The sequence below is a fragment of the Herbaspirillum aquaticum genome (genome assembly GCF_002213425.1).
Lineage (GTDB): Bacteria > Pseudomonadota > Gammaproteobacteria > Burkholderiales > Burkholderiaceae_D > Herbaspirillum > Herbaspirillum aquaticum.
The window spans coordinates 39,561-59,640 of the sequence record NZ_NJGV01000015.1 but is presented as its reverse complement, the minus strand read 5'-3'; the positions used below and the strand labels follow the sequence as shown (position 1 = coordinate 59,640).

Genomic DNA, 20,080 nt, shown 5'->3' with positions numbered 1-20,080 from the left:
GCAGGATCAGGGCAGCGCTGTTCTGCTGCAAGTGAAGTCATGGATGCAGCTTAAATTCTGGCAAACGCTGTCTTGACGGATGGGTCCACTTTAACTGAAATGAAAATCCGCTTACTTATCCTTGCTATCCTATTGATTTGTCAGTTCGCTCATGCGCGTGACGAGAGTTTGCTTACGCCGGAGTTCAAGCGTTGCGAAGCGAAAGCTAATGGAGTGACTTTTGATACCTTGGACTGCGTAGACAAAGAATTCACGCGCCAGGACAAACGCCTTAATAGAGCCTATCAAGCACTTATTGCCGCACTCACCAAGCAAAAGCAGGATGAGCTGCGTAAAGCGCAAAAAGCGTGGCTTGACTACACCGAGAAGGATTGCGCATTCCTTTACGATGGCCATGAATTTAATGGCCAGGATGATCGGCTGAATGCTGCATATTGTTCGCTAGATGAACGGGCAGAGCGAGCGACGGTGCTGGAGCAAATTTTTAAGCGGATACAGTAGGTTCTTCTGCTATCCGCCAAAAGCAGACTGATTTAGAGGTACCTTATGTTATTTAATGAGCCTACACGCCAAGCTATATAGTTAGCTAACTTTACAGGAAATTCAGATGCCAGCAATGACTTACGTTATCAAGTATACACAAGGATCAGGCCCAATCTCGGTCACATTGAGGGGCTACGCCTCTGAGGCGGCGGCATTAGCCTATTTTTGGGGCCAGTCGCACATCAAGCAAAATCCGAAAGTTAAAGTAGTAGAAGTACTTTCCTATCCCAGCTAAAACCGTCAGATAGACGCTACTCGGCCTCGGTGACGGCAAATAACGGACTTCCTACGCTTCGTTCTGTCCAGGTAGCCGCCGCACTGTCCAGTTCGTTCCGGTTTAGGGGCCCAACCCAAACCGAACTGAGTGTCCACGAGCCTTCGAAATATGCTGTGCGACATCTCGCCTTTGTTCGCAGACCGATACAACGGGCGCAGATAAACTACCGAGGAACTGTCCCTGCATACCATCTAGAAAAATGGCATGCCACCGTGCGGACCAAGTTCCTGCGGCAGTATGCAATTACTGTTTCTCGGTCTTTTTCCCACTACGCTTAGAGACCGGTGCGTTAGCACTACGCATCGAATCTCCATTGAGCTCGAGCACGTATGAACTGTGCACGACGCGATCCATGGTTGCGTCAGCGATCGTCTTATCATTGAAAGCAGCATGCCACGAACTCATTGGGAATTGGCTGGTAAACAGGATAGAACGATTATCTAGGCGTTTAACAATGAGTTCCAGCAAGTCATTCTGTGCGCGCTTATTGAACGCATCAATGCCCCAATCATCGATGACGAGAAGATCGTACTTATTCAGCCCCTCAAGACGGTTCCCAAATGACCCCGTCGCGCGGGCGGTCACCATACTATCAACGAGTGCAGTCACACGAATGAAGTAACTGGCCAGTCCATCTCGGCATGCTTGGTGTGCCAATGCACATGCCAACCATGACTTCCCTGTGCCAGTCGGCCCTGTAATGACGACGTTGTGTCGGTTACGAATCCAATCAAGCGATCCTAAGCTCAGAAACAAGGATTTATCCAGTCCGCGCGGAGTCCGGTAGTCGACGTCCTCAAGCGAGGCGTTCAAGGGCAGCGATGCCCGGCGGAGTAGCATCTGCAGTTTTCGTGATTTCCGGACCGTGATTTCGTGATCCACGATACTGCGCATCCGTTGCTCGAACGGAAGATCACTTGCCGTCGGCGTTGTGATTTGACGTTCAAACTCCGCAGCCATGCCAGGCAGACGAAGCTGGTGAAGTTTTTCGATGGTCAGATTATTCATCATTGCTATTCTCTCCATGTGCTTGCAGCAAAGTTTGGTAGTACTCAGATCCACGGATGTTGCCGTGCTCGATGGTGGGAGGCTGATCCTCTTGTTCATCGCCTGCCATGAGCAAGTCCAGCCTTTTATTCAGTAGATCGCGTAGCTCTCTGGTGCCGATGATGTGATTGGCCGAGGCGTAGGTGCAGACCTGCTCCAAACGAGTATGGCCGTACCGTTTTGCCAAATCTCGCATCGCCTGCGTAGTCCGGTATCCGGAATGCCGCCCTCGGTTGCGATCGAGCAAGGCTTCCAAGTAGGTAGCGGTCATCGGTCCGACTTCCTTGGCCCACAGCATTGCGCGCTCCTTTGTCCACCCCTGAACTGCGTCATGTGATGCAGGTCGATGCTCTGGCAATACGGTAAAGCCGTCTTTCTCGGTGCTACGCATGTGGGTTGCGACCAGCTGATTGAACTGCAGCAGCTCAATAGAAGTGCCGGTGGCGCGATAGTCGAACTCTTGGCCACGCTTGTCATGAGGAACGCTATACGAGTGGCCGTCGATCCTGACCAGATAATCAGGGCCTGCACGAACGACACCCCATTCGGCCACTTCATAGCGTTGCGCCGGCAGTGGTGCCAGCGCGGGCTGTTCGTGCTCAACCCAGCGAGAAAAGCGATTGCCCGAGATCTTCTGGAAACTCTTCCGGTTCAACTCCTCAAGAAGATCTCGAACGGCCTGATTGGCTTCTGCCAAGGTGAAGAAACTGCGTTTTCGGAGCCGAAACAGGATCCAGCGCTGACAAAGGAGAACTGCCGCCTCGGCCCGTGGCTTATCCTTCGGCTTGCGCGCTCGCGCAGGAATCGGCGCCGTACCGTAGTGGCGGCACAGCTGCAGATAGGATTCGTTGATCTGCGGGTCATAGCGATAGGCTTTTGTGACCGCCGATTTGAGATTGTCCGGCACCACCGTCTCTGGGACACCACCAAAAAAATCAAACATCCGTATGTGGGAAGCAAGCCAGTCCGGAAGACGTTGCGTCCAGGTCAGTTCTGCAAACGTGTAGTTCGACCCGCCAAGTACACCGACAAACAACTGGGCCTGTCGGATCTCGCCGGTGGTCTTGTCCTTGATTCCCACCGTCTTGCCTGAGTAGTCCACGAAGGCGGCTTCGCCATATCGAATTTCGCCGCGCATGGATAGGCGCTGAGCCTTCTTCCAGGTCGTGTATTTCTTGCAGAAAGTGGCGTATTGATAGCGGTGCTTGTCGGGATCCTGCGTTACCCATTCCTGATGAAGGATTGCAAGAGTGGCTCCTGCCTTCTTCATTTCAAGATCAATATGGGCGAAATCGATCGTTCCGTAGGCGGATCGGTCTCGCCTTTTCGGGTAGATCAGTCCATCAAGCTTCTTATCGTCAATGTCGGCAGGCATTGGCCAGCTCAGACCTTGCTTGTCGAACTGTTTCAGAATGCGGTCGATTGCCTTCCTACTCAAGCCAGTCATGGTGGCAATCCGCCGCTGAGAATAGTTCATGTCGAACGTATATCTCAGGACGTCACGTACGATGCGCACGTTGGTTCTCCTTTTAACCATAGTCATATCCAGCGCGGCAATGCGCGCAGAAAAGAGGCTTCAGGCGCGGGGAGATGTACGGGCGTACAACTTCCCCTCGGCCAAAGCAAGGTGTTGACACGGATGGTATGAAAGGGGGATACTGGGCGCGGAGAAACCAATTTTCCAGCGCTGTTGAAAAGGCTAGTGACTGCAATCACTGGCCTTTTTTGTGTCCCCTTTGCATGTCGAATGAACTAGCTCATGGGACGGCTCCTTTCTCGGTTTCACTCTTCTGTGCGGCCTTCGTCCGCTCCTGAACCAACCAGCGCGCAACGTCGATGGTTAGTGCGAATTTTCCTCTTCTGTTTTCGATCTCGAATACAAGCACCGGCAAGGTCTTGCGTGCCATCGCCTGACGGTAGGCTTCTTTAGTCGAATATCCCAACACTACTCTCAAGCGATCACCGGATAGCAGTGGGCCATATTGGCGCGTGAGTTCGCGAGCCATCAGGACGTCTAGATCCATGTCGGTTTCAGAGGGCTCGAATTCGTTTGTCACAGCTAGTTACTCATTCAAAGGGGGTATATGCGTATCTCGCGAGAATAGCGACGGCTGTGCCTACTGACTACCCGACAGAATAGGCGGGAAATCCGAGTTTTCTCGAAACACCGTTCGCCGGCAACGGTAATTCCAGACGTACTTTGAGTACGCTCGGCTTTGCGACCGTACTGGTTAAAATGTCTGGTTCTTCTAAAGCAATATTTCCCGAAGAAATTGCGCCAAACGCAATTTGGACGGTCTTTTTCGTTGAAAATGAGATATGACGGCAGAACGGCAACCGCGCAAAGACATCGAGGTTGATCGCATTCGATCAATTTCCTGGTTCTATTTGATCGCTGACGCAGTCGGCTCAGACAAGGCTACGGAAGTGCGCAAGGCACTTGAGCCCCACAAGAACACCGTTAATCGCCTCGGGCAAGACGATAAAAATGAGAAATTTGCGCACTACCGCAGCGGCAAGCGGATGCCCAATGCTACTTTGATCGAGTACGCAAACAGACGAGTGCCTGGGACGCAGGCCTACGTTGAACACACCGTGTGGCGAGTGTTACGTTATCGCGGGCCTATTCAAAGTGAGGCGATAGTTTGGATAGGATCACTCTCCAGCCGCGCTCAGAACTTGATGCTGTCAAGCAAAAGGGAAGTTGTTGCGTCCGCACCGCCCCTCCAGCTAGAAGCCCTGATAAAGGACAGAACGCTCGATGGCTTGGCCGCGCTCACGATTCTTCTCAGGTTGGCGCTGGATCGCGATGACGGAATCGTGGCATGGAAATGCGCAATCGCTATCTTCCAGGCACTGGTGTTGATGAGGAATGAGTTAGTGGCATTGAATGTGGGGCAACTGCTCTATGAGCTATACGCCCGTCGATACCTATCAAGTGCCTCAAAATACAGTTACGTAAGAGCGTGGGATGCGTTCCGATTTGACCTTGGGTCTGAGGTCATCCATCTCTACGCGGAATTGTCTCGAAAAAAGATCAATGGACGAATGCGCCATCCTGATTTTTACCTTATCCAAGCCATGAGTGAATCTGAGCCGCGGCATCAAGATGAATTTTTACCAATGCTCATTCCTGATCTTGAAGTTGGCCCTCCTACCGAAGTAGGTTGCCAGATGCTCCAAGAACGCTCTGAACTGAGGCTGCGTCTCGGTATGGCATCGTCTGGTGCCTCTTAAGAATATTGGGTGGTGCTACTTAGAGATAATGGCTGGCCTCGATGGCGAGATGGCACTTGCACCATTTGGAGAGATCGGCTGGTCCGTCTAATTGATATCGGGTGGTGCCAACTAATGCCGCCAGATGGCTCCCGTCGTGGATAGTGCCTGGTTCCTATTAAATCGGCGAGGTGGTGCTTTGACGGAGAATACTCAGTCGGCCGCGCGAAAGCTCAGGTTGACCTGGGTCGACAAGCCCGTGGCGATGTTGAGGGTGGCGGTTTCCCCGCTTTTGAGGGCCGCTTCCCTGCTGGTCAGGCTGCCATTGAGCAGCGCATAGCCAAACAGTGCGCTGCCGAGGATGGCCAGCACCAGCGAAGTGATCCTGACCTTGTTGTTGAGACGTTTGAGGGGCATGGCTTACTCCGGGCTGACTTCTGGTGAGTCATGTCAATCTGGAATCAAATTAATCAAATTCACCATTTGTATTTTACTGCAGATGTATTTTGATTTCCTTTTTTGCAATACAAATTGATCCGGAAAGCATGTGAAGTTTGATGTACGTTAAGCCCGGTGTTGCTTTTGGGGGAAGTCCGGCTTGTTGCTTTGCACCAGTATTTTCCCTGCGGAACGGGGTTTTCCGCGCGTCAATCCTCACCGTTGATCACGCTTGAATAATCGGCTTGGCAACTCTGCCGTGAAAAAGCCACGAAAAATCGCCCTAAAAACATTTTTGTCGAATCCGTTAAATAAATCGTTTATAGTCAACTCGTTTCGGTGCCGACAGGCGTGCCGGGACCAGGGGTTTCTTGGGATGGCTCAGGTGTAAAACGATCAAGGGGGTAGTATGAAAATTTCGGATATCAAGATCAGTGTTCGGCTCGGCGCGGCCTTTGCTGGACTCATCGTGGTGATGTGCGTGATCGGGTTTGTGGCGGTGAAGAATCTGTGGGCGGTCAGCGCCATCACCGACGAAATCGTCAATGACCGCTACGTCAAGGTGGCGCTGGTGAACCAGATCAACGACAAGGTCAATACGGCCGCTCGCGCCTTGCGCAACGCCATCATCGCCCCTGACCAGGCAAACGTGGATAAATATGTGGAGCGCGCATTGAACAATACGCGCGAGGTCAGCGAACACATGGCGGAGCTGGAGAAGCGCCTCAATACGCCGCGCGGCAAGGAGCTGTTCGCCAAGCTCAGGGATGTGCGTGCCGAGTATGCAAAACCGCGTGACCGGATGCTTGAATTGCTGCGCCAGCAAAAGAAAGCCGAGGCGGGAGATTTCCTCTTCAAGGAATTGATCCCGGCGCAGGATAAATACTTGGCCGCACTGAAGGAATTGATCGCCTTCCAGGTGTCGATCATGGATCAGAGCGTGGTCAAGGGTGTGGATGTCTCGTCCAATGCCGTCAATACGGTGATCGTGTTGTCTGCTGTAGCGATCTTTATCTCGGTGCTGTGCGCTGTAATGATCACGCGCTCCATCACCCGTCCGCTCAACGAGGCGGTGCACGTAGCCACGGCGGTGGCCGCCGGCGACTTGACGGTGCAGATCAACGATACCGCCAAGGATGAAACCGGCGCACTGCTGGCGGCGCTCAAGGCCATGAATGACAACCTGCATCGCATCGTGACCGAAGTGCGCCAGGGCAGCGATACCATCAACACGGCCTCCGCCGAAATCGCCACCGGCAACCTGGACCTGTCTTCGCGTACCGAGCAGCAGGCCGGCGCCCTGGAAGAGACCGCCTCGGCCATGGAGGAACTTACCTCCACCGTCAAGCAGAATGCCGACAATGCCCGTCAAGCCAATACCCTGGCCGCGACCGCTTCGCAGGTCGCGATGCAAGGTGGCAGCGTGGTCGGTGAAGTGGTGCAGACGATGGGCCAGATCAATGATGCCTCGCGCAAGATCGTGGACATCATCAGCGTCATCGACGGCATCGCCTTCCAGACCAATATCCTGGCCCTCAATGCGGCCGTGGAAGCGGCACGGGCCGGCGAGCAGGGTCGCGGCTTTGCGGTGGTGGCTTCCGAAGTGCGCACGCTGGCCCAGCGCAGCGCGGCCGCAGCCAAGGAAATCAAGTCCCTGATCGATGCGTCGGTGGAGCGCGTCGATAGCGGCAGCCGGCTGGTCGAGCAGGCCGGCACGACCATGGATGAAGTGGTGGCCAGCGTCAAGCGCGTCACCGATGTGGTGGCCGAGATCACCGCCGCCAGCAGCGAGCAGAGCGATGGCATCGAACAGATCAACCAGGCCATCGTGCAAATGGATGAAGTGACCCAGCAGAATGCCGCGCTGGTGGAAGAGGCGGCAGCGGCGGCGCAATCGCTGCAGGAACAGTCCGGCCGCCTGGTGCAAACGGTCAGCATCTTCAAGCTGAGCAGCCATGAAGGGCATCGTGCGGCACCCGTGAGTGCGCCGCGCACGGTGGATGTCACGCCGCGTGCGGCGGCCTTGCCGCGCAAACCTGCACCCAAGGCGAGTGCCCCCGCCAAGGTCTTGCCGGCGGCGCAACCGGCCTTGAAGCCGGCGGCAGCGGAGGGAGATTGGGAGCAGTTCTGAGCTTGCGCTAGCCCGGTAGCACAGTGTGAACAAGCAGCGCGTCCATTGGGCGCGCTGTTTTTTTACGTCTTCGCGGCCCAATGGTGGCCGGCATCAAGGCCAGGATTCAGGCGTGAATTGAGCGCAGAATTCGGGGCCGAATTCAGGTGTCAATTAGCGCGTCTGTTCGGACCGGAATTGGGGACGTGATTTCTTCGACGCCTCTTTCCGCATTCCTGCCTAGCCCAGTGCAATCCCCTTGAAGCGGACCAGCTTCTGCAAGGCATCTTCCAGGGGCAGCCGCGCGCGTCCGGCGGCGATGCGCAGTTCGCGGTGCAGTTCGGCTTCTTCTGCGGTGTCATCCTCGCATTGCCGGCTGTAGCGCTCGAAGCCGGCCAATGCCGTCAGCAGTTCCGCCAGATGGCGCGGACATTCGCATTGCATGCGATCGGACTGCTCCGACACAGAGGCCAGGGTGCTCTCGCTGAAGCGCGGCTCCGGCAAGGCGTCCTCCTCGCCCCCGGCGTGGCCGGTGGCCGGCTCCATGCGTCGGATCATCTCGCACAGCCATTCCACATCGATTCCTTCCACGGCCTTGCGCACGACCCGATGCCCGGCCTCGGTCAGGCGCGTCACCATGTCTGGCGAGCCAAAACGATACAGGATCAGCATGGGCAGCTTGACGGAGTCGCTGTAGAGGCGCTCAAGACGCAGGTCGAGATCGCTGTCGAGGACCGTGCTTTCCAGCACGAGCAGCTCGGCGTCGACCTGTGCAAGGTCGAGTTCATCAAGACTTTCGACGGCAGCCGCTACGCGCAGTTGCCGATGCTCCAGTGCCTGCGCCACCGCCTTGACGGCCATCCACGGGCCGACCAGCACCAGCCGCGTGGGCGGGTGCGAAGGGTGCTCGCCATGACCTGCGCCTGCCGTCGCGTAAGCCTCTGCGGGCAGGGCCTGTGCCAGCGCCTGCAGGTCTTGCGGGGCCAGGGTGGCCAGCTTGCCGATGCGATGGCCGGCATCCACCAGGGCCTTGATCCACACCAGGCGTTGCAGGTCTTCCTGCGAATACAGGCGCTGCCCCCCGCCGCTGTGCTGCGATGAGGTGATGCCGTAACGATGTTCCCAGGCGCGCAGGGTCTCGACAGACATGCCCAGCTGGCGCGCTACCGCGCCAGGGCGCAGCAGCGGCAGGTCGGACAGCTCCATCGTCTCGGCGGCTGCCGGGGGAGGAGAGGGGGCTTGTTTGTTCGTCATTGTCATGTTTTTAACGAAAATATTTTCAAAATGTACGGATATTTTTTAAATATATCTGTTCAGAGTCGTTGCAAAGCAAATTTGTTGCAAGAGATTGGTAAATATTTCTGTTTGTTTTTGTGATTTTTGCCAGTATGTCACGCTTTTGCTTGGATGTGAAACATCGTGATCAACAACAAGAATCGGCCCGCTCCCCGTGGACACGTGTCGATCCATTCGAGAAACCTTGCAGTCCCCCTGAAAGAACCATCATGAAACTATCGGACCTGAAAATCGGCACCCGCCTTCATATCGGCTTCGGCATGATTTCCGCCATCCTGGTCATCCTGGTCAGTGTGGCGTATGCCAATTTCGCGCGGCTGGGTGCAGCCAATGACTGGAACGTGCATACCTATGACGTGCGCGACCAGCTGCAGGGCATGATCGAGAGCCTCATCAACATCGAGACCGGCCAGCGTGGATTTTCGCTCACCGGCAATGAGGCCTCGCTGGAGCCGTACCAGCTGGGCAACGCCAACTTCAAGAAATACCTGGAAAGAGCCCGTGAGCTGACCGCCGACAATCCGGCCCAGCAGCAGCGACTGCAGCTGATCACGGAGGCCGAACAGCGCTGGCTCAATACCGCCATCGAGCCGGCCATCACCCTGCGCCGTGCGGTGCGTGAGGGGCGCGAGCAGATGGCGGCCGTGAGCACGCTGGAGCAGGCCGGAAAGGGCAAGACCGAGATGGACAACATGCGCCGCCTGTTGGGCGAGATGGACAATGCCGAGTCCTCGCTGATGGCAGCCCGCGCTGAGGAAGCCGCCGCCCTCAAATCGGTGACCGGCAATACGCTCATCATCGGCGGCATCATTTCGGTGGCGCTGGCCATGCTGCTGGCCTGGTGGCTGGCCAACAACATCACCCGTCCGCTGGCGCTGGCCGTACGCCTGGCCCGCCAGGTGGCCGGCGGTGACCTGACCGCGCGCATCGAGGTGCGTTCGCGTGATGAGACCGGTGAACTCCTGGGCGCCCTCAAGGACATGAATGCCAGCCTGGTGCATATCGTTTCCGGCGTGCGCCGTGGCACCGACATGATTGCCACTGCCTCTTCGCAGATCGCCAGCGGCAACCTGGACCTGTCCTCGCGTACCGAGCAGCAGGCCAGCTCCCTGGAGGAAACCGCCTCCTCGATGGAAGAGCTGACCTCCACCGTGCAGCAGAACAGCGCCAATGCCCGTGAAGCCAACCGCATGGCGCAGGCCGCTTCCGACATCGCCAGCAGCGGTGGCGGCGTGGTCAGCCGCGTGGTGGAAACGATGGAAGAAATCAATGCGTCCTCGCGCAAGATCGTGGACATCATCAGCGTCATCGACGGCATTGCTTTCCAGACCAACATCCTGGCGTTGAATGCCGCCGTGGAAGCGGCGCGCGCCGGCGAGCAGGGCCGTGGCTTTGCGGTGGTGGCCACCGAAGTGCGCAGCCTGGCGCAGCGCTCGGCGGCCGCTGCCAAGGAAATCAAGTCCCTCATCAGCGACTCCGTGGCCAAAGTGGAGTCCGGCAGCGTGCTGGTCAACGAAGCCGGCGACACCATGCGCGAGATCGTCGAGAGCGTGCAGCGTGTGACCGGCATGATCAACGAGATCAGTGCTGCAGGCGAAGAGCAGCGTTCCGGCATCGAACAGGTCAGCCAGGCGGTGGGGCAGATGGACCAGGTCACGCAGCAGAACGCAGCCCTGGTGGAAGAAGCCGCTGCCGCCTCGCAAGCGCTGCAGGAACAGGCACAGGAACTGGCGCAGGCCGTCAGTGTGTTCCGCCTGGATGGCCATGCTGAGCAGGACCTCGCCGTGGATGCGGTCGCTGCTGCACCAGCGCCGGCCAGCGTGCCCGCCAAGCCGGCTGCGCTTGCCGTGACCCCGCGTGCACCGGTGCGGGAGCCGCGCCTGGGCAAGCCGCTGGCACCCGTCCTGGCGAGCCGCCACGCGGCCGGCGCCTCTGACGAATGGGTCACTTTCTGAACAGGGCGACCACATGCACGCAGACCTCCTCCGCCTGTCGCCCGCGCTGACGGCGACCCTCCAGCAGGACGCGCCAACGCCGCATGAGCAGCAGCGCCTTGCGGTACTGGATAGCTACTGTGTGCTGGACACGCAGCCCGATGTGCTCTGCGATCTTGTGACGGAACTGGCTTGTTCGCTCTTCGGGACCGAGATTGCGCTGGTCTCGCTGGTGGCCGAGCAGCGTCAGTGGTTCAAGTCCCGGCGCGGCCTGGAGGCACCCGGCACGCCGCGCTCGCAATCCTTTTGCAGCCACGCCATCGAGCAGGACGAAGTGATGGTGGTGCCGGATGCCTGCCAGGATGCGCGATTTGCCGCCAATCCGCTGGTGACCGGTGCACCTGGCATCCGCTTCTATGCCGGTGCCCCGCTGCAGACGGCCGACGGCGTCAGGCTGGGTACGCTGTGCGTGATCAGCACCTCCCCGCGTACGGAATTCACCCGGGCCGAGCGGCTGACGCTGCGGCAGCTGGCGGCCGTGGTGATGGCTCGCCTGGATACGCTGCGGGCAGCCAGCTACATGGATAGCCTGACTGCGCTGCCCAACCGCAGCCGCCTGGATGCGGACCTGCAGGAGCTGGCCGCGTTCGGGCCGGAAGGCGGGAGGCAGTCGGGCAAGCTCACGGCGGTGGCGGTCGACATCTGTGACCGGATCTACCTGCGCGACATGATCAAGGCGCTTGGCTGGGACTATGTCGAGGGCTTCCTGATCCAGGCCATGGACCAACTGCGGCAGGCGCTCGGGGAGGTTGCGCTCTATCGCATCGGCACCACCACCTTCGCCTACCTGGAGCGCAGGGATCGCTGGCAGCCCCAGGTCGAGCGTGTAGAGCGCGCCTTTGCCGGCACGGTGGAGCACCAGGGCATTCCGCATCGGCTGCAGATTTCAGTCGGGATCGTGCCCCTGGCCCAGTGCGGTGAAGTCGGTGAACTGGTGCCTTCCCTGCTGACGGCCGCCGACATGGCCCGCGAGTCCGGCGTGCTGCACTGCAGTTACGAGCAGCCGCTGGGACGCCAGCAGAAACATTCCTTCGAATTGCTCTCGGCCATTCCGGGAGCATTGCTGTCGGCAGACCAGCTGTGGCTGGAATTCCAGCCCAAGATTGCGCTGTCCTCGGGCCAGTGCGCCGGGGTGGAAGCGCTGCTGCGCTGGCGCCATCCTGTACATGGCGTGGTCTCGCCGGCGCTCTTCATTCCACTGGCCGAGAAGACCGCGCTGATTCGCCAGGTCACCTTGTGGGTGCTGCAGCATGGCATCGAACAGGCCGCGGCCTGGGCTCGCCAGGGGCGGGCCATTCCAGTGGCCATCAACGTCTCGGCGCGCGACTTCGACAACGATGACCTGGTGCAGACGCTGGCAGTGCAGTTGCGTCGCCATCGCATTCCGGCTGGCCTGATCGAGATCGAGTTCACCGAAAGCGCGATGAGCAAGAACCCGGAGAAACTCTACGGCCGCATCCAGGAGATCAAGCGCCTGGGCGTAAAGGTAGCCATCGATGACTTCGGTGCCGGATTCAGCAACCTCAGTTATCTCAAGAACATTCCTGCGGATTACCTGAAGATCGACCAGTCCTTCATTCGCAGCATGGAAAGCAATTATTCGGACCAGCAGATCGTGCCCTCGATGATCCACCTGGGCCAGAAGCTCGGGTTTGCGGTGGTGGCCGAAGGCGTGGAGACCGAGAAATGCCGCCGCATCCTCCATCATCTCGGTTGCGAATTCGGTCAGGGCTATGGCATCGCGCGCCCGATGACGGCGGCCGATACCTGGGACTGGATCGCGGCCCGGGATTGAGCGCCTGGGCCTCCCTCCCGCGGTGACGGGCCCGCTGAGCGCCAGCAGCGCCGGAACAGAGACTTGCAGTGAGTATTTGTGAGGGGTATATTGCCGGATAGAAATATAAATTTGGAGACTATCCGTGACAATCCAACCGGCCCCCCTCCCGTTGGCGTCGATCGCCGTCCTGGTCCTGGCTGTGTTGCTGCCCTTGACGCTGGGGGCATGCAGCCGTTCGCCCAAGGAGCAACTGGCCTTCCAGCATGCCGAGGAGCAGTACCAGATCAACCAGCGCAATGCGGAACTGGCGCGCAGCCGTCCCGAGGGCGAATCATCGCGGATGGATGAACGCAGCCGGGAGCGGGATTGATTTTCCGCCCGGGTCTTGTCAGCGATAGAGCGCGAGTGCTTGTGCCGCCCAAGCGTTCAGGCTCATGCCGCGTGCCTCCGCCATCGTGGCTGCGTGCGCGTGGATTTCAGGTGTGACGCGCACCATGAACTTTCCCGAAAACGGTTTCTGCGGGGCCCTGCCCACCTTGGCGCAGGCTTCCAGATAATCGTCGACCGCCTCTTCGAACGCCGCCTTCAATGTGACAACAGAGTCACCGTGGAATCCGACGACATCCTGAATTCCGGCGATACGGCCGATGAAACTTTCGTCTTCATCGCTGTATTCGATTCGGGCCGCGTAGCCCTTGTAGATCATTGTTCCCATTCCCTCATTCCTTTCTCCGGGTCGAATCCTGCGTTGCGCAGGAAGGTACGGGCATCTCGGATCTGGTAAGGCTTTGCATCCTTGGCCGGATGTGGACGGTGAAATGTCCCCATGGCGTCACCGAGCATGAAGCGCACGCGCGATCCGCGTCCCTCTACCAGCTGCGCACCGATGGCCAGGAAAAGCATTTCGATCTGGCGCCACTGGAGCGAACGTGCCATCGGATCGCTGAAGATGGCCAGAAGAGTTCGTCGATGGATGCTTTTCATGGCTTGGGTTGATATCAAAAAATGATATCATATTTGTTCTTCAGGGATAAGCCCTGCGATCCCCGCAATTCATCATCCAATCTTCATTTTTTTCGATCAAGTTACTTTGCTGTCCCATTGGCGGACTGCCCCGGCAGTATCTGGATGGGCGTTAGCGGCCATCGCATCGCGCTCCCCTCATTCATCGACGGATTGCACCGGCTGATCCGTCTGGCACAGCGCCTCCAGCGTGCTCAGGTCCGCATCCATGACCAGTTGCCGCGCCATGGTCACAAAACCCGTCCAGACCGGGTTCCTTCGTTGCAGCGTATCGCACCAGTCCAGCAAATCCGACACCGCCCCCATCTCGATGAGCGCCAGCGCCTCCTGCAGGTCGGCCGGAGCGGGGCGCTGCAAGGGCGGGGCGGTACCGTCCTCGCAGAAGGGCTCCTGTTTCTGCAGGCCCAGCAGCCGGCCGATGGTCTCCTGCAGTTCCAGGAAATTGACCGGCTTGAGCAGGCAGGCATCGAACTGTCCACCGTCCTCCTGGCCGCGTTCGGGCTGCAGCGTGGCTGACAGCAGCAGGACCGGTATGCCGGGCAGCAGTCGCCGCGCCGCCTCCAGCACGGCATCGCCATGCAGGCCCGGCAACTGGAAATCGGTCATCACCAGCGCCACGGCGGGCGCATCGGGCGCGGCCATGCGGGCGATGGCGCGCTCGGCATCGGCATACAGCTCCACCGCGAAGCCGACGCTGCCAAGCTGGTCGCCCAGCAACTGGGCGATGTCGGCATGGTCTTCCACCACCAGCACCAGGCGCCCCTCGCCATCGATCAGGAGGCGGCCGCTGGCGTCTTCCGGGGCGTCATGGCGGGCCACGTCGTGCTCGCTGCCGATGGCCGCCGGCAGGCGCAGCGTCATCGTGGTGCCTTCGCCGGGCCGGCTCGACAGTGCCACCTGCCCGCCCATCTGCTGGATCCACTGGCGCACGATGGCCAGGCCCATGCCGATGCCCGGCTGCGAGCGGTCCGCATGGGCGCGTTCGAAGGGTTCGAACACCCGTTTCTGGAAATGCAGCGGAATGCCGCAGCCGGTGTCGCGCACCTGCATTTCCATGACCCCCATGCCGGATTGCGCCGAGGCAGGATGCCATTGCACCTGCAGCACGATGCGGCCATCGCGGGTGTACTTGGCGGCGTTGTCCAGCAGGTTGCCGAGGATACGCCGCACGCGGCGCGCATCGAGCGTGAGTACCGGCGGTAGCGTCGGCGCCACCTGCAGGCGGAAGGCGTTGTGCTGGCGCTGGGCCAGCAGGCTGGCTTCCTGGCCGATCTCCTGCAGCAGGGCGTGGACGTAGACCGGGGCCGGGTGCGGCAGGTCGGGCCGGTCGCCGCGTGCATAGTCGATCAGGTCATTGACCATGGCCAGCATGTGCCGCGCGCTGCGCACGATGATGCGGCCGTGGCGCGCGCGCTCGTCGCCGCCGGTCTGCAGCATGTCGGCAAAGCCCAGGATCGAAGTCAGCGGCGTGCGCAGGTCATGGCTGATGCGGGTGAGGAAGCCGGTCTTGGCGCGGTTGGCCTGGTCGGCCGCCTCCAGCGCTTCGCGCAGTTCGCGGGTGCGCGCGGCCACGGCTTGTTCCAGCTTCAGTTGCTCACGTACCCGCAGGTAGAGCATCGCCCATTGCATCTGGTCATGCTTGCGGTGCAGTTCCAGCGCGCGGCCGATGATCACCAGGGCCGTCATGCACAACAGTCCGATCTGGAACAGCGCCGCGAAATGCCAGTCCGGCAGCAGGCTGCGATCAACCAGCCCGTTCAGTTCCAGCAGCTTGACCGACATGCCCAGCCAGGCCAGGGCGAAGGACAGCGTCAATACCCGGGCATGGGGCAGGCCAGCGCGCCAGGCGTGCAGCAGCGAGGCCAGCCACATCACATAGGCTAGTGCAGCGGTGGCGTTGGCCAGCGGGGCGGTGACGCGATAGTTGCCCAGTGCGGTTGCGCCGATCACCGCGATCAGCAGCGCCTGGATGACGGCATAGACGCTGTTCCAGGGGCGCAGGCGCTGCAGCCCGACCAGCACATAGCTCATGCGCACGTACAGCAGTGTGGCCAGGCAGCCCAGGGTGGCCGGTGTGCGCACCAGCCAGGCGCCGCCTTGCGGAAACAGATACAGCTGCAGATACCCCTGGAAGGTCCAGATGTACGCCAGCGCCGTCACGATCCACGCGGCCATGAGCACGAAGCCGCGGTCGTGCCAGGCCATGCCCTGGATCAGCGCATAGGTCACCAGCAACACCGACACGCCCAGCACGAAGGCCTGGATGGACAGTTCGCGTCCTTCATCCTGCCGGAACGCGGCGCTTTCCCAGAGCGCCACATTGAGATCGATGGCTGAATCGCCGGCCACCCGCAGCACCCACTGGCGTTCTTCACCCGGGGCCAGCGTCAGCGGGAACAGGGGAGTGCGGCTGGCGATTTCACGCCGGGCGATCGGATGCAGGGTACCGGCGTAGCGCGGGATGAGCTCATCGACCGTGTTCGCGGACGATGAGGGTAGAGCGGGCAGCCAGTACAGCCGCACGTCCTGCAAGCGTGCCGACCCCATCGCCAGCCAGCGCGTGACATGCTCGCTGCTGTCGTTGCGGACCTGTCCGCGCAGCCAGAAGGCGCCGGTGCTGTAGCCCTCCTGCAGCATGGGTATGTGGATGGCTTCCCATGGACCGCTGGCCAGCGCGGTCGAGAGCAGCTCGCTGGCGCGGGCGTCGCGCAGCACCTGCAATTGCGGCGTGATGACCTGGTGGGTGGCGATGCTGGCCAGCTCGATGGAGGGCGGTGCGGGTGAGGCCAGCACCAGGGGCGACAGCAGGCTGCACAGCAGCAGCCAAGACCACAGCAGTGCTGCGCGCAAGCGTGACATCGTCCTCTCGTCAGCGCCGGAACTGGCTGGGCGGCATGCCGAAGCGTTCGCGGAAGGCCGTGGAAAAGTTGGCCGTGTTGCTGTAGCCCAGCGCCAGCGCAATGGCGCCGATGTCGAGGGTACTTTCAGAGAGCAGGCGGCGGGCTTCCTTCATCCGCTCTTCGCGCAGGAAGTCGAAGACGGTCACTCCGGCACAATGCTTGAAGGCGCTCGACAGCCGCCGCGCATTGGTGCCCACCGCCGCCGCCAGGGCATTGAGGCCCAGCGGCTGGTCGAGCTTGTCCATCATGAGGCGGCGCGCTGCCTGGAACAGCACCATGTCGAAGGTACTGGAGCCGCCTTGTGGCGCCGGACCGACGGGCGTCTGGGTGACCGGTGGCAGGTCCACATGCACGGGTGAGCGCAGGTGCACGCATAGCCGCAGCCGCACTTCCTCGAAATCGAAGGGTTTGGTGATGTAGTCCACGGCACCGACGCTCAGGCCATTGACCTTTTCCTCGGTGGCCGCAGCCGCCGAGAGGAAGATCAGCGGAATGTTGCGCGTGGAGGAATTGGCCTTGAGCAGGCGCGCGCTGGTGAGTCCGTCATAGACCGGCATGCGGATGTCCATCAGGATCAGGTCCGGCCGCACCGTCTGCGCCTTGCGATAGCCATCCTGTCCATCGCGTGCCACGTACAGCCGCGCACCATGGCGCAGCAGGAAGTCGGAGAGCAGCATGCGATCTTCCTCGGCGTCGTCGACGACCAGGATGCGCTGCCCCGCCAAAGGCCCGGCGTACACCGGGTGTATCGATTTGTAGACCATGTTCGCCTCATCTTGAATGAGCGGGAAGTTACCGCGAAATGTTCGAGACACGAAGCGAAAATGGCCTGGCAGGAAATATTTTTCCTGCGATCAAAACTATGCGGTCGATGGGCAAAACATCGTCGAGGAAATTGTCGAAAAAATTCGATATCGATGAACTGCCATCTTGTGATTTTCAGGCAGTGGCCGGCTCAGCAGATGCTAGGGCCTGTTCACATTAAATCTGCGCACTCGCAGATTTAATGTGAACAGGCCCTAATTGGTACTGCCAAATATTCTTCCCTGAAGCAAACCCAGTCGGCGACCCCGCAAAAACCTGGAGAGAAAATCACGGGCTTCTTGCGCTAGATTGCCTCTCCGTGGTGAGCATGGCATCGCTGCCGCTGCCGGGACCGATCCCTGCAACTGCGATGGCGTCCCTTCTCACCATCAGAACGGACCGGTGTCCAAGGTCCGCCATCGAACATGCGTCGCTATGAGATCAGGGAGAGACAAATGGCCAGCATATTGTTGGTAGAAGATATTTTGATGAACTATCGCAACCGCAATCTTTGCACTTTTCTGGAAGAGCAGGGGCACAGTGTTAGCCGGGTACGCGCCGAGGGTGAGCAGTTGCTGATGCCGATACGCAAGAGCGATATCGCCATCATCCACGTCGGATGCGCCAGCGCGGCGGGCTACCAGCTCACGCAGCAATTGCGCAGCGCCGATGCCCGCATGGGCATCCTGCTGCTGGCAGCCACGCATGAGAGTGCGACGGTGCGCATCACGGGACTTGAGCGCGGTGCCGACTTCTGCGAAGTGTTGCCGCACCGGCTCGAACTGCTCAACGCCTACCTCGATGCCATGCTGCGGCGGGTCATGCCGCAGGCGTGGCAACTGGATGTGGGCGCACGCACGCTGCGCGCGCCACGGCATGACGCGGTGGGCATCAATTCGCGTGAAGTGGCGTTGTTGAAGGCCTTGGCCGAGAGCTCCCGGCATGCTGCCGACCGCTGCGCCATCGCGCATGCCTTCGGGATGGAGTGGGTCAGCTTCGACGAGCGCATCCTGGAAAAGACCGTCAGCCGGCTGCGCCGCAAATGGCGCGACAGCACCATGTGTGACCTGCCGCTGCGCACCCTGCATGGCGTGGGCTACTGCTTCACCGAAGCGATCCAGGCCTGCTGAGGCTGCTGCCCGACTCCTCAGTCCTGGCGTGCCTGGAGCTGGTTGCCGGCCACCACGAACTTGCCCGCGCCCAGGTGGTGCAGGGTGTGGAGGTCGGCGTTGTCTTCGGTGAAGTTCCAGTGGCCGTTCTCGAAGATGCGCACATCGGCAGCGGCACTGACGACTTCACCGAACAGGGTGTCGTAGGCATCTTCGGTCTGGCCCTGCGGCAGCCAGCGGCATTCCAGCCAGGCCGCACAGCCTTGTTCCAGGACCGGCATGCCCAGCACCGGGCCGGTGCGGGCAGCAATCTGGTGGCGGGCGAACTTGTCTTCGTCGCGTCCGCTGGCGCTGCCGACCGCGTAGGTCAGGTCCATCCGGGCCGCACCGGGAACGATGATGCCGAAGCTGCCTGACTGCTTGACCAGTTCACGCGTCCACGTGCTCTTGTCGATCACCACGGCGATGCGCGGGGGAGTGAATTCGACCGGCATCGACCAGGCGGCTGCCATGATGTTGCGATGCGCGCCATGGGCGCTGCTGATGAGCACCGTCGGGCCGTGGTTGATGAGGCGGCTGGCGTGTTCCAGGGCGACCGGACGGAAGTGCTCGGAAGCGGTAGCGGCAAGGGGCTGCGACATGAATTTTCCTCTGCAGGGATAAAGGGCAAGCATGCCACAGAACCGCCTGCTGCGTGCTTGCCCGCCCTGTTGCAAGTTGTCCTGCGCGGGCTGCATTCATTGCCACGCGGCGAGTTCGCGGGCGGCTTGGCGGTGCGCCTCATTGGCGGGATCAAACCTGTCCGTATCCACCGCCAGGACCAGCGTTCCCAGCCGGCTGCCATCGGCCGCATGAACCGCATGCAGGCGGTTGCTGCCAGGGACTTCAGACGCATCGATCACCCGCGGAAGATAGCGCATCCAGATCGCACCGAGGGGATCATCGAGGAGGGCATTCTCATCGTGCCCCGCGTCCTCTTCTTGCGGACTGCTGATGCCGATCTCCACCCGGGACGCCGGCCACCATTGCACCAGGGCGCTGACCAGGGCGAGCAGCGTATCCTGCTGTTCCAGTTGCGGGAGGAACTGGCTTTGCAACAGCAGGTGGCATGGCTCGCCGTAGCGCTGCGTGCCCAGGGTATGCAGCAGGAAGGCACCGGCGCCGTCTTCTTCACCGCTCCACAAGGCCAGCGGGCGCAAACGGTCGTCGTCCCGCATCGCGTCCTCATCATGCAGGACCGCGATGGCGGCGGCTGTGGGCGCATGTCCGGCGAAGGCGGGCGGGCAGGCCGGGTATTCCGGCGAGCCGGCTTCCGCGGCCGGCGCATACCAGTTTTCCACGGCGAGTCCTTGCAGTGCCAGCCAGTCAAGCAGCGGCAGCAACTGGCGCAGATGATCGGCCACGCCGGGTAGCGTGGCATGCGGCGAGGGGTAGCTCAATTCGAGATCCATGGTCTTCACAGGGGAGCAGTTCAGGAAATCCGGAGGCAAGCCAGGAGAGGGCGTCCGGTGTGAAGGCGCGATGATGGGGGAGAGGACGGCCGTTG

At 60.3% G+C, this 20,080-nt stretch carries 18 protein-coding genes; 7 read left to right on the top strand and 11 right to left on the bottom strand.

Annotated elements, in window-relative coordinates; all coding sequences use genetic code 11:
- Nucleotides 1-99: 99 nt before the first annotated feature.
- Nucleotides 100-501 carry a lysozyme inhibitor LprI family protein gene (locus CEJ45_RS15840; RefSeq protein ID WP_088756034.1) on the top strand — a complete coding sequence of 134 codons (402 nt, stop codon included), beginning with the start codon at nucleotides 100-102 and terminating at the stop codon, nucleotides 499-501.
- 562 nt (nucleotides 502-1,063) lie between these two features.
- On the opposite strand, the gene istB is transcribed toward CEJ45_RS15840, so the two are convergent.
- The 3 genes from istB to CEJ45_RS15825 form a co-directional block, all read right to left on the bottom strand.
- The gene (gene istB, locus CEJ45_RS15835) at nucleotides 1,064-1,828 is read right to left on the bottom strand and encodes an IS21-like element helper ATPase IstB (protein ID WP_158214920.1); all 765 of its coding nucleotides are present in this window, start codon (nucleotides 1,826-1,828) and stop codon (nucleotides 1,064-1,066) included.
- The gene (gene istA, locus CEJ45_RS15830; RefSeq protein ID WP_158214919.1) at nucleotides 1,821-3,383 is read right to left on the bottom strand and encodes an IS21 family transposase; all 1,563 of its coding nucleotides are present in this window, start codon (nucleotides 3,381-3,383) and stop codon (nucleotides 1,821-1,823) included. The genes istB and istA overlap by 8 nt, the downstream gene beginning before the upstream one ends.
- Nucleotides 3,384-3,624: 241 nt before the next feature.
- Nucleotides 3,625-3,891 carry a hypothetical protein gene (locus tag CEJ45_RS15825; RefSeq protein ID WP_088756037.1) on the bottom strand — a complete coding sequence of 89 codons (267 nt, stop codon included), beginning with the start codon at nucleotides 3,889-3,891 and terminating at the stop codon, nucleotides 3,625-3,627.
- Between the two features lie 295 nt (nucleotides 3,892-4,186).
- Here CEJ45_RS15825 and CEJ45_RS15820 point away from each other — a divergent pair, with 295 nt between their 5' ends.
- Nucleotides 4,187-5,104, top strand: coding sequence for a hypothetical protein (locus CEJ45_RS15820; protein WP_088756031.1), 918 nt, complete (start codon nucleotides 4,187-4,189; stop codon nucleotides 5,102-5,104).
- 192 nt (nucleotides 5,105-5,296) lie between these two features.
- Here CEJ45_RS15820 and CEJ45_RS15815 read toward each other — a convergent pair whose 3' ends face one another.
- Entirely contained in the window at nucleotides 5,297-5,500 is a 204-nt protein-coding gene (locus tag CEJ45_RS15815; protein WP_241517356.1) for a hypothetical protein, read from the bottom strand.
- Nucleotides 5,501-5,930: 430 nt separating this feature from the next.
- On the opposite strand from CEJ45_RS15815, the gene CEJ45_RS15810 reads away from it, so the two are divergent.
- The gene (locus CEJ45_RS15810) at nucleotides 5,931-7,652 is read left to right on the top strand and encodes a methyl-accepting chemotaxis protein (protein WP_088756030.1); all 1,722 of its coding nucleotides are present in this window, start codon (nucleotides 5,931-5,933) and stop codon (nucleotides 7,650-7,652) included.
- 219 nt (nucleotides 7,653-7,871) lie between these two features.
- Here the strand turns inward: CEJ45_RS15810 and CEJ45_RS15805 are convergent, their stop codons facing one another.
- Entirely contained in the window at nucleotides 7,872-8,885 is a 1,014-nt protein-coding gene (locus CEJ45_RS15805; RefSeq protein ID WP_088756029.1) for a MerR family transcriptional regulator, read from the bottom strand.
- Nucleotides 8,886-9,136: 251 nt separating this feature from the next.
- On the opposite strand from CEJ45_RS15805, the gene CEJ45_RS15800 reads away from it, so the two are divergent.
- From CEJ45_RS15800 to CEJ45_RS15790, 3 genes are all read left to right on the top strand, one after another.
- On the top strand, nucleotides 9,137-10,882 hold the full coding sequence (locus CEJ45_RS15800; RefSeq protein ID WP_088756028.1) for a methyl-accepting chemotaxis protein: 1,746 nt from the start codon (nucleotides 9,137-9,139) through the stop codon (nucleotides 10,880-10,882).
- 13 nt (nucleotides 10,883-10,895) lie between these two features.
- On the top strand, nucleotides 10,896-12,716 hold the full coding sequence (locus CEJ45_RS15795; protein WP_088756027.1) for a sensor domain-containing phosphodiesterase: 1,821 nt from the start codon (nucleotides 10,896-10,898) through the stop codon (nucleotides 12,714-12,716).
- A gap of 124 nt (nucleotides 12,717-12,840) precedes the next feature.
- Nucleotides 12,841-13,068, top strand: coding sequence for a hypothetical protein (locus CEJ45_RS15790; protein ID WP_088756026.1), 228 nt, complete (start codon nucleotides 12,841-12,843; stop codon nucleotides 13,066-13,068).
- 18 nt (nucleotides 13,069-13,086) lie between these two features.
- On the opposite strand, the gene CEJ45_RS15785 is transcribed toward CEJ45_RS15790, so the two are convergent.
- From CEJ45_RS15785 to CEJ45_RS15770, 4 genes are all read right to left on the bottom strand, one after another.
- Complete coding sequence (locus CEJ45_RS15785; RefSeq protein ID WP_088756025.1) at nucleotides 13,087-13,413, bottom strand: type II toxin-antitoxin system HicB family antitoxin; 327 nt, start codon at nucleotides 13,411-13,413, stop codon at nucleotides 13,087-13,089.
- Nucleotides 13,401-13,682: a type II toxin-antitoxin system HicA family toxin gene (locus tag CEJ45_RS15780; protein ID WP_088756024.1), complete on the bottom strand. Its 282-nt coding sequence runs from the start codon at nucleotides 13,680-13,682 to the stop codon at nucleotides 13,401-13,403. Before CEJ45_RS15780 ends, CEJ45_RS15785 begins: the two co-directional genes overlap by 13 nt.
- A gap of 177 nt (nucleotides 13,683-13,859) precedes the next feature.
- Nucleotides 13,860-16,580, bottom strand: a complete 2,721-nt coding sequence (locus CEJ45_RS15775) for a hybrid sensor histidine kinase/response regulator (RefSeq protein ID WP_088756023.1) — start codon at nucleotides 16,578-16,580, stop codon at nucleotides 13,860-13,862.
- A gap of 10 nt (nucleotides 16,581-16,590) precedes the next feature.
- Nucleotides 16,591-17,385: a response regulator transcription factor gene (locus CEJ45_RS15770; RefSeq protein ID WP_088756022.1), complete on the bottom strand. Its 795-nt coding sequence runs from the start codon at nucleotides 17,383-17,385 to the stop codon at nucleotides 16,591-16,593.
- Nucleotides 17,386-17,913: 528 nt separating this feature from the next.
- On the opposite strand from CEJ45_RS15770, the gene CEJ45_RS15765 reads away from it, so the two are divergent.
- Complete coding sequence (locus tag CEJ45_RS15765) at nucleotides 17,914-18,555, top strand: response regulator transcription factor (RefSeq protein WP_229296866.1); 642 nt, start codon at nucleotides 17,914-17,916, stop codon at nucleotides 18,553-18,555.
- A 17-nt stretch (nucleotides 18,556-18,572) separates the two neighbouring features.
- Here the strand turns inward: CEJ45_RS15765 and CEJ45_RS15760 are convergent, their stop codons facing one another.
- Nucleotides 18,573-19,175: a flavin reductase family protein gene (locus tag CEJ45_RS15760; protein ID WP_088756020.1), complete on the bottom strand. Its 603-nt coding sequence runs from the start codon at nucleotides 19,173-19,175 to the stop codon at nucleotides 18,573-18,575.
- A 96-nt stretch (nucleotides 19,176-19,271) separates the two neighbouring features.
- A complete protein-coding gene (locus CEJ45_RS15755) occupies nucleotides 19,272-19,985 on the bottom strand; it encodes an Imm52 family immunity protein (RefSeq protein ID WP_141107010.1) in 714 nt (237 codons plus the stop codon).
- Nucleotides 19,986-20,080: the final 95 nt, after the last annotated feature.

Coding starts and splice junctions, on each gene's coding strand:
- CEJ45_RS15840 (WP_088756034.1), top strand. CDS start 100: ATGAAAATCCGCTTACTTATCCTTGCTATCCTATTGATTTGTCAGTTC.
- istB (WP_158214920.1), bottom strand. CDS start 1,828: ATGAATAATCTGACCATCGAAAAACTTCACCAGCTTCGTCTGCCTGGC.
- CEJ45_RS15825 (WP_088756037.1), bottom strand. CDS start 3,891: ATGGATCTAGACGTCCTGATGGCTCGCGAACTCACGCGCCAATATGGC.
- CEJ45_RS15820 (WP_088756031.1), top strand. CDS start 4,187: ATGACGGCAGAACGGCAACCGCGCAAAGACATCGAGGTTGATCGCATT.
- CEJ45_RS15815 (WP_241517356.1), bottom strand. CDS start 5,500: ATGCCCCTCAAACGTCTCAACAACAAGGTCAGGATCACTTCGCTGGTG.
- CEJ45_RS15810 (WP_088756030.1), top strand. CDS start 5,931: ATGAAAATTTCGGATATCAAGATCAGTGTTCGGCTCGGCGCGGCCTTT.
- CEJ45_RS15805 (WP_088756029.1), bottom strand. CDS start 8,885: ATGACGAACAAACAAGCCCCCTCTCCTCCCCCGGCAGCCGCCGAGACG.
- CEJ45_RS15800 (WP_088756028.1), top strand. CDS start 9,137: ATGAAACTATCGGACCTGAAAATCGGCACCCGCCTTCATATCGGCTTC.
- CEJ45_RS15795 (WP_088756027.1), top strand. CDS start 10,896: ATGCACGCAGACCTCCTCCGCCTGTCGCCCGCGCTGACGGCGACCCTC.
- CEJ45_RS15785 (WP_088756025.1), bottom strand. CDS start 13,413: ATGGGAACAATGATCTACAAGGGCTACGCGGCCCGAATCGAATACAGC.
- CEJ45_RS15780 (WP_088756024.1), bottom strand. CDS start 13,682: ATGAAAAGCATCCATCGACGAACTCTTCTGGCCATCTTCAGCGATCCG.
- CEJ45_RS15775 (WP_088756023.1), bottom strand. CDS start 16,580: ATGTCACGCTTGCGCGCAGCACTGCTGTGGTCTTGGCTGCTGCTGTGC.
- CEJ45_RS15770 (WP_088756022.1), bottom strand. CDS start 17,385: ATGGTCTACAAATCGATACACCCGGTGTACGCCGGGCCTTTGGCGGGG.
- CEJ45_RS15765 (WP_229296866.1), top strand. CDS start 17,914: ATGAACTATCGCAACCGCAATCTTTGCACTTTTCTGGAAGAGCAGGGG.
- CEJ45_RS15760 (WP_088756020.1), bottom strand. CDS start 19,175: ATGTCGCAGCCCCTTGCCGCTACCGCTTCCGAGCACTTCCGTCCGGTC.
- CEJ45_RS15755 (WP_141107010.1), bottom strand. CDS start 19,985: ATGGATCTCGAATTGAGCTACCCCTCGCCGCATGCCACGCTACCCGGC.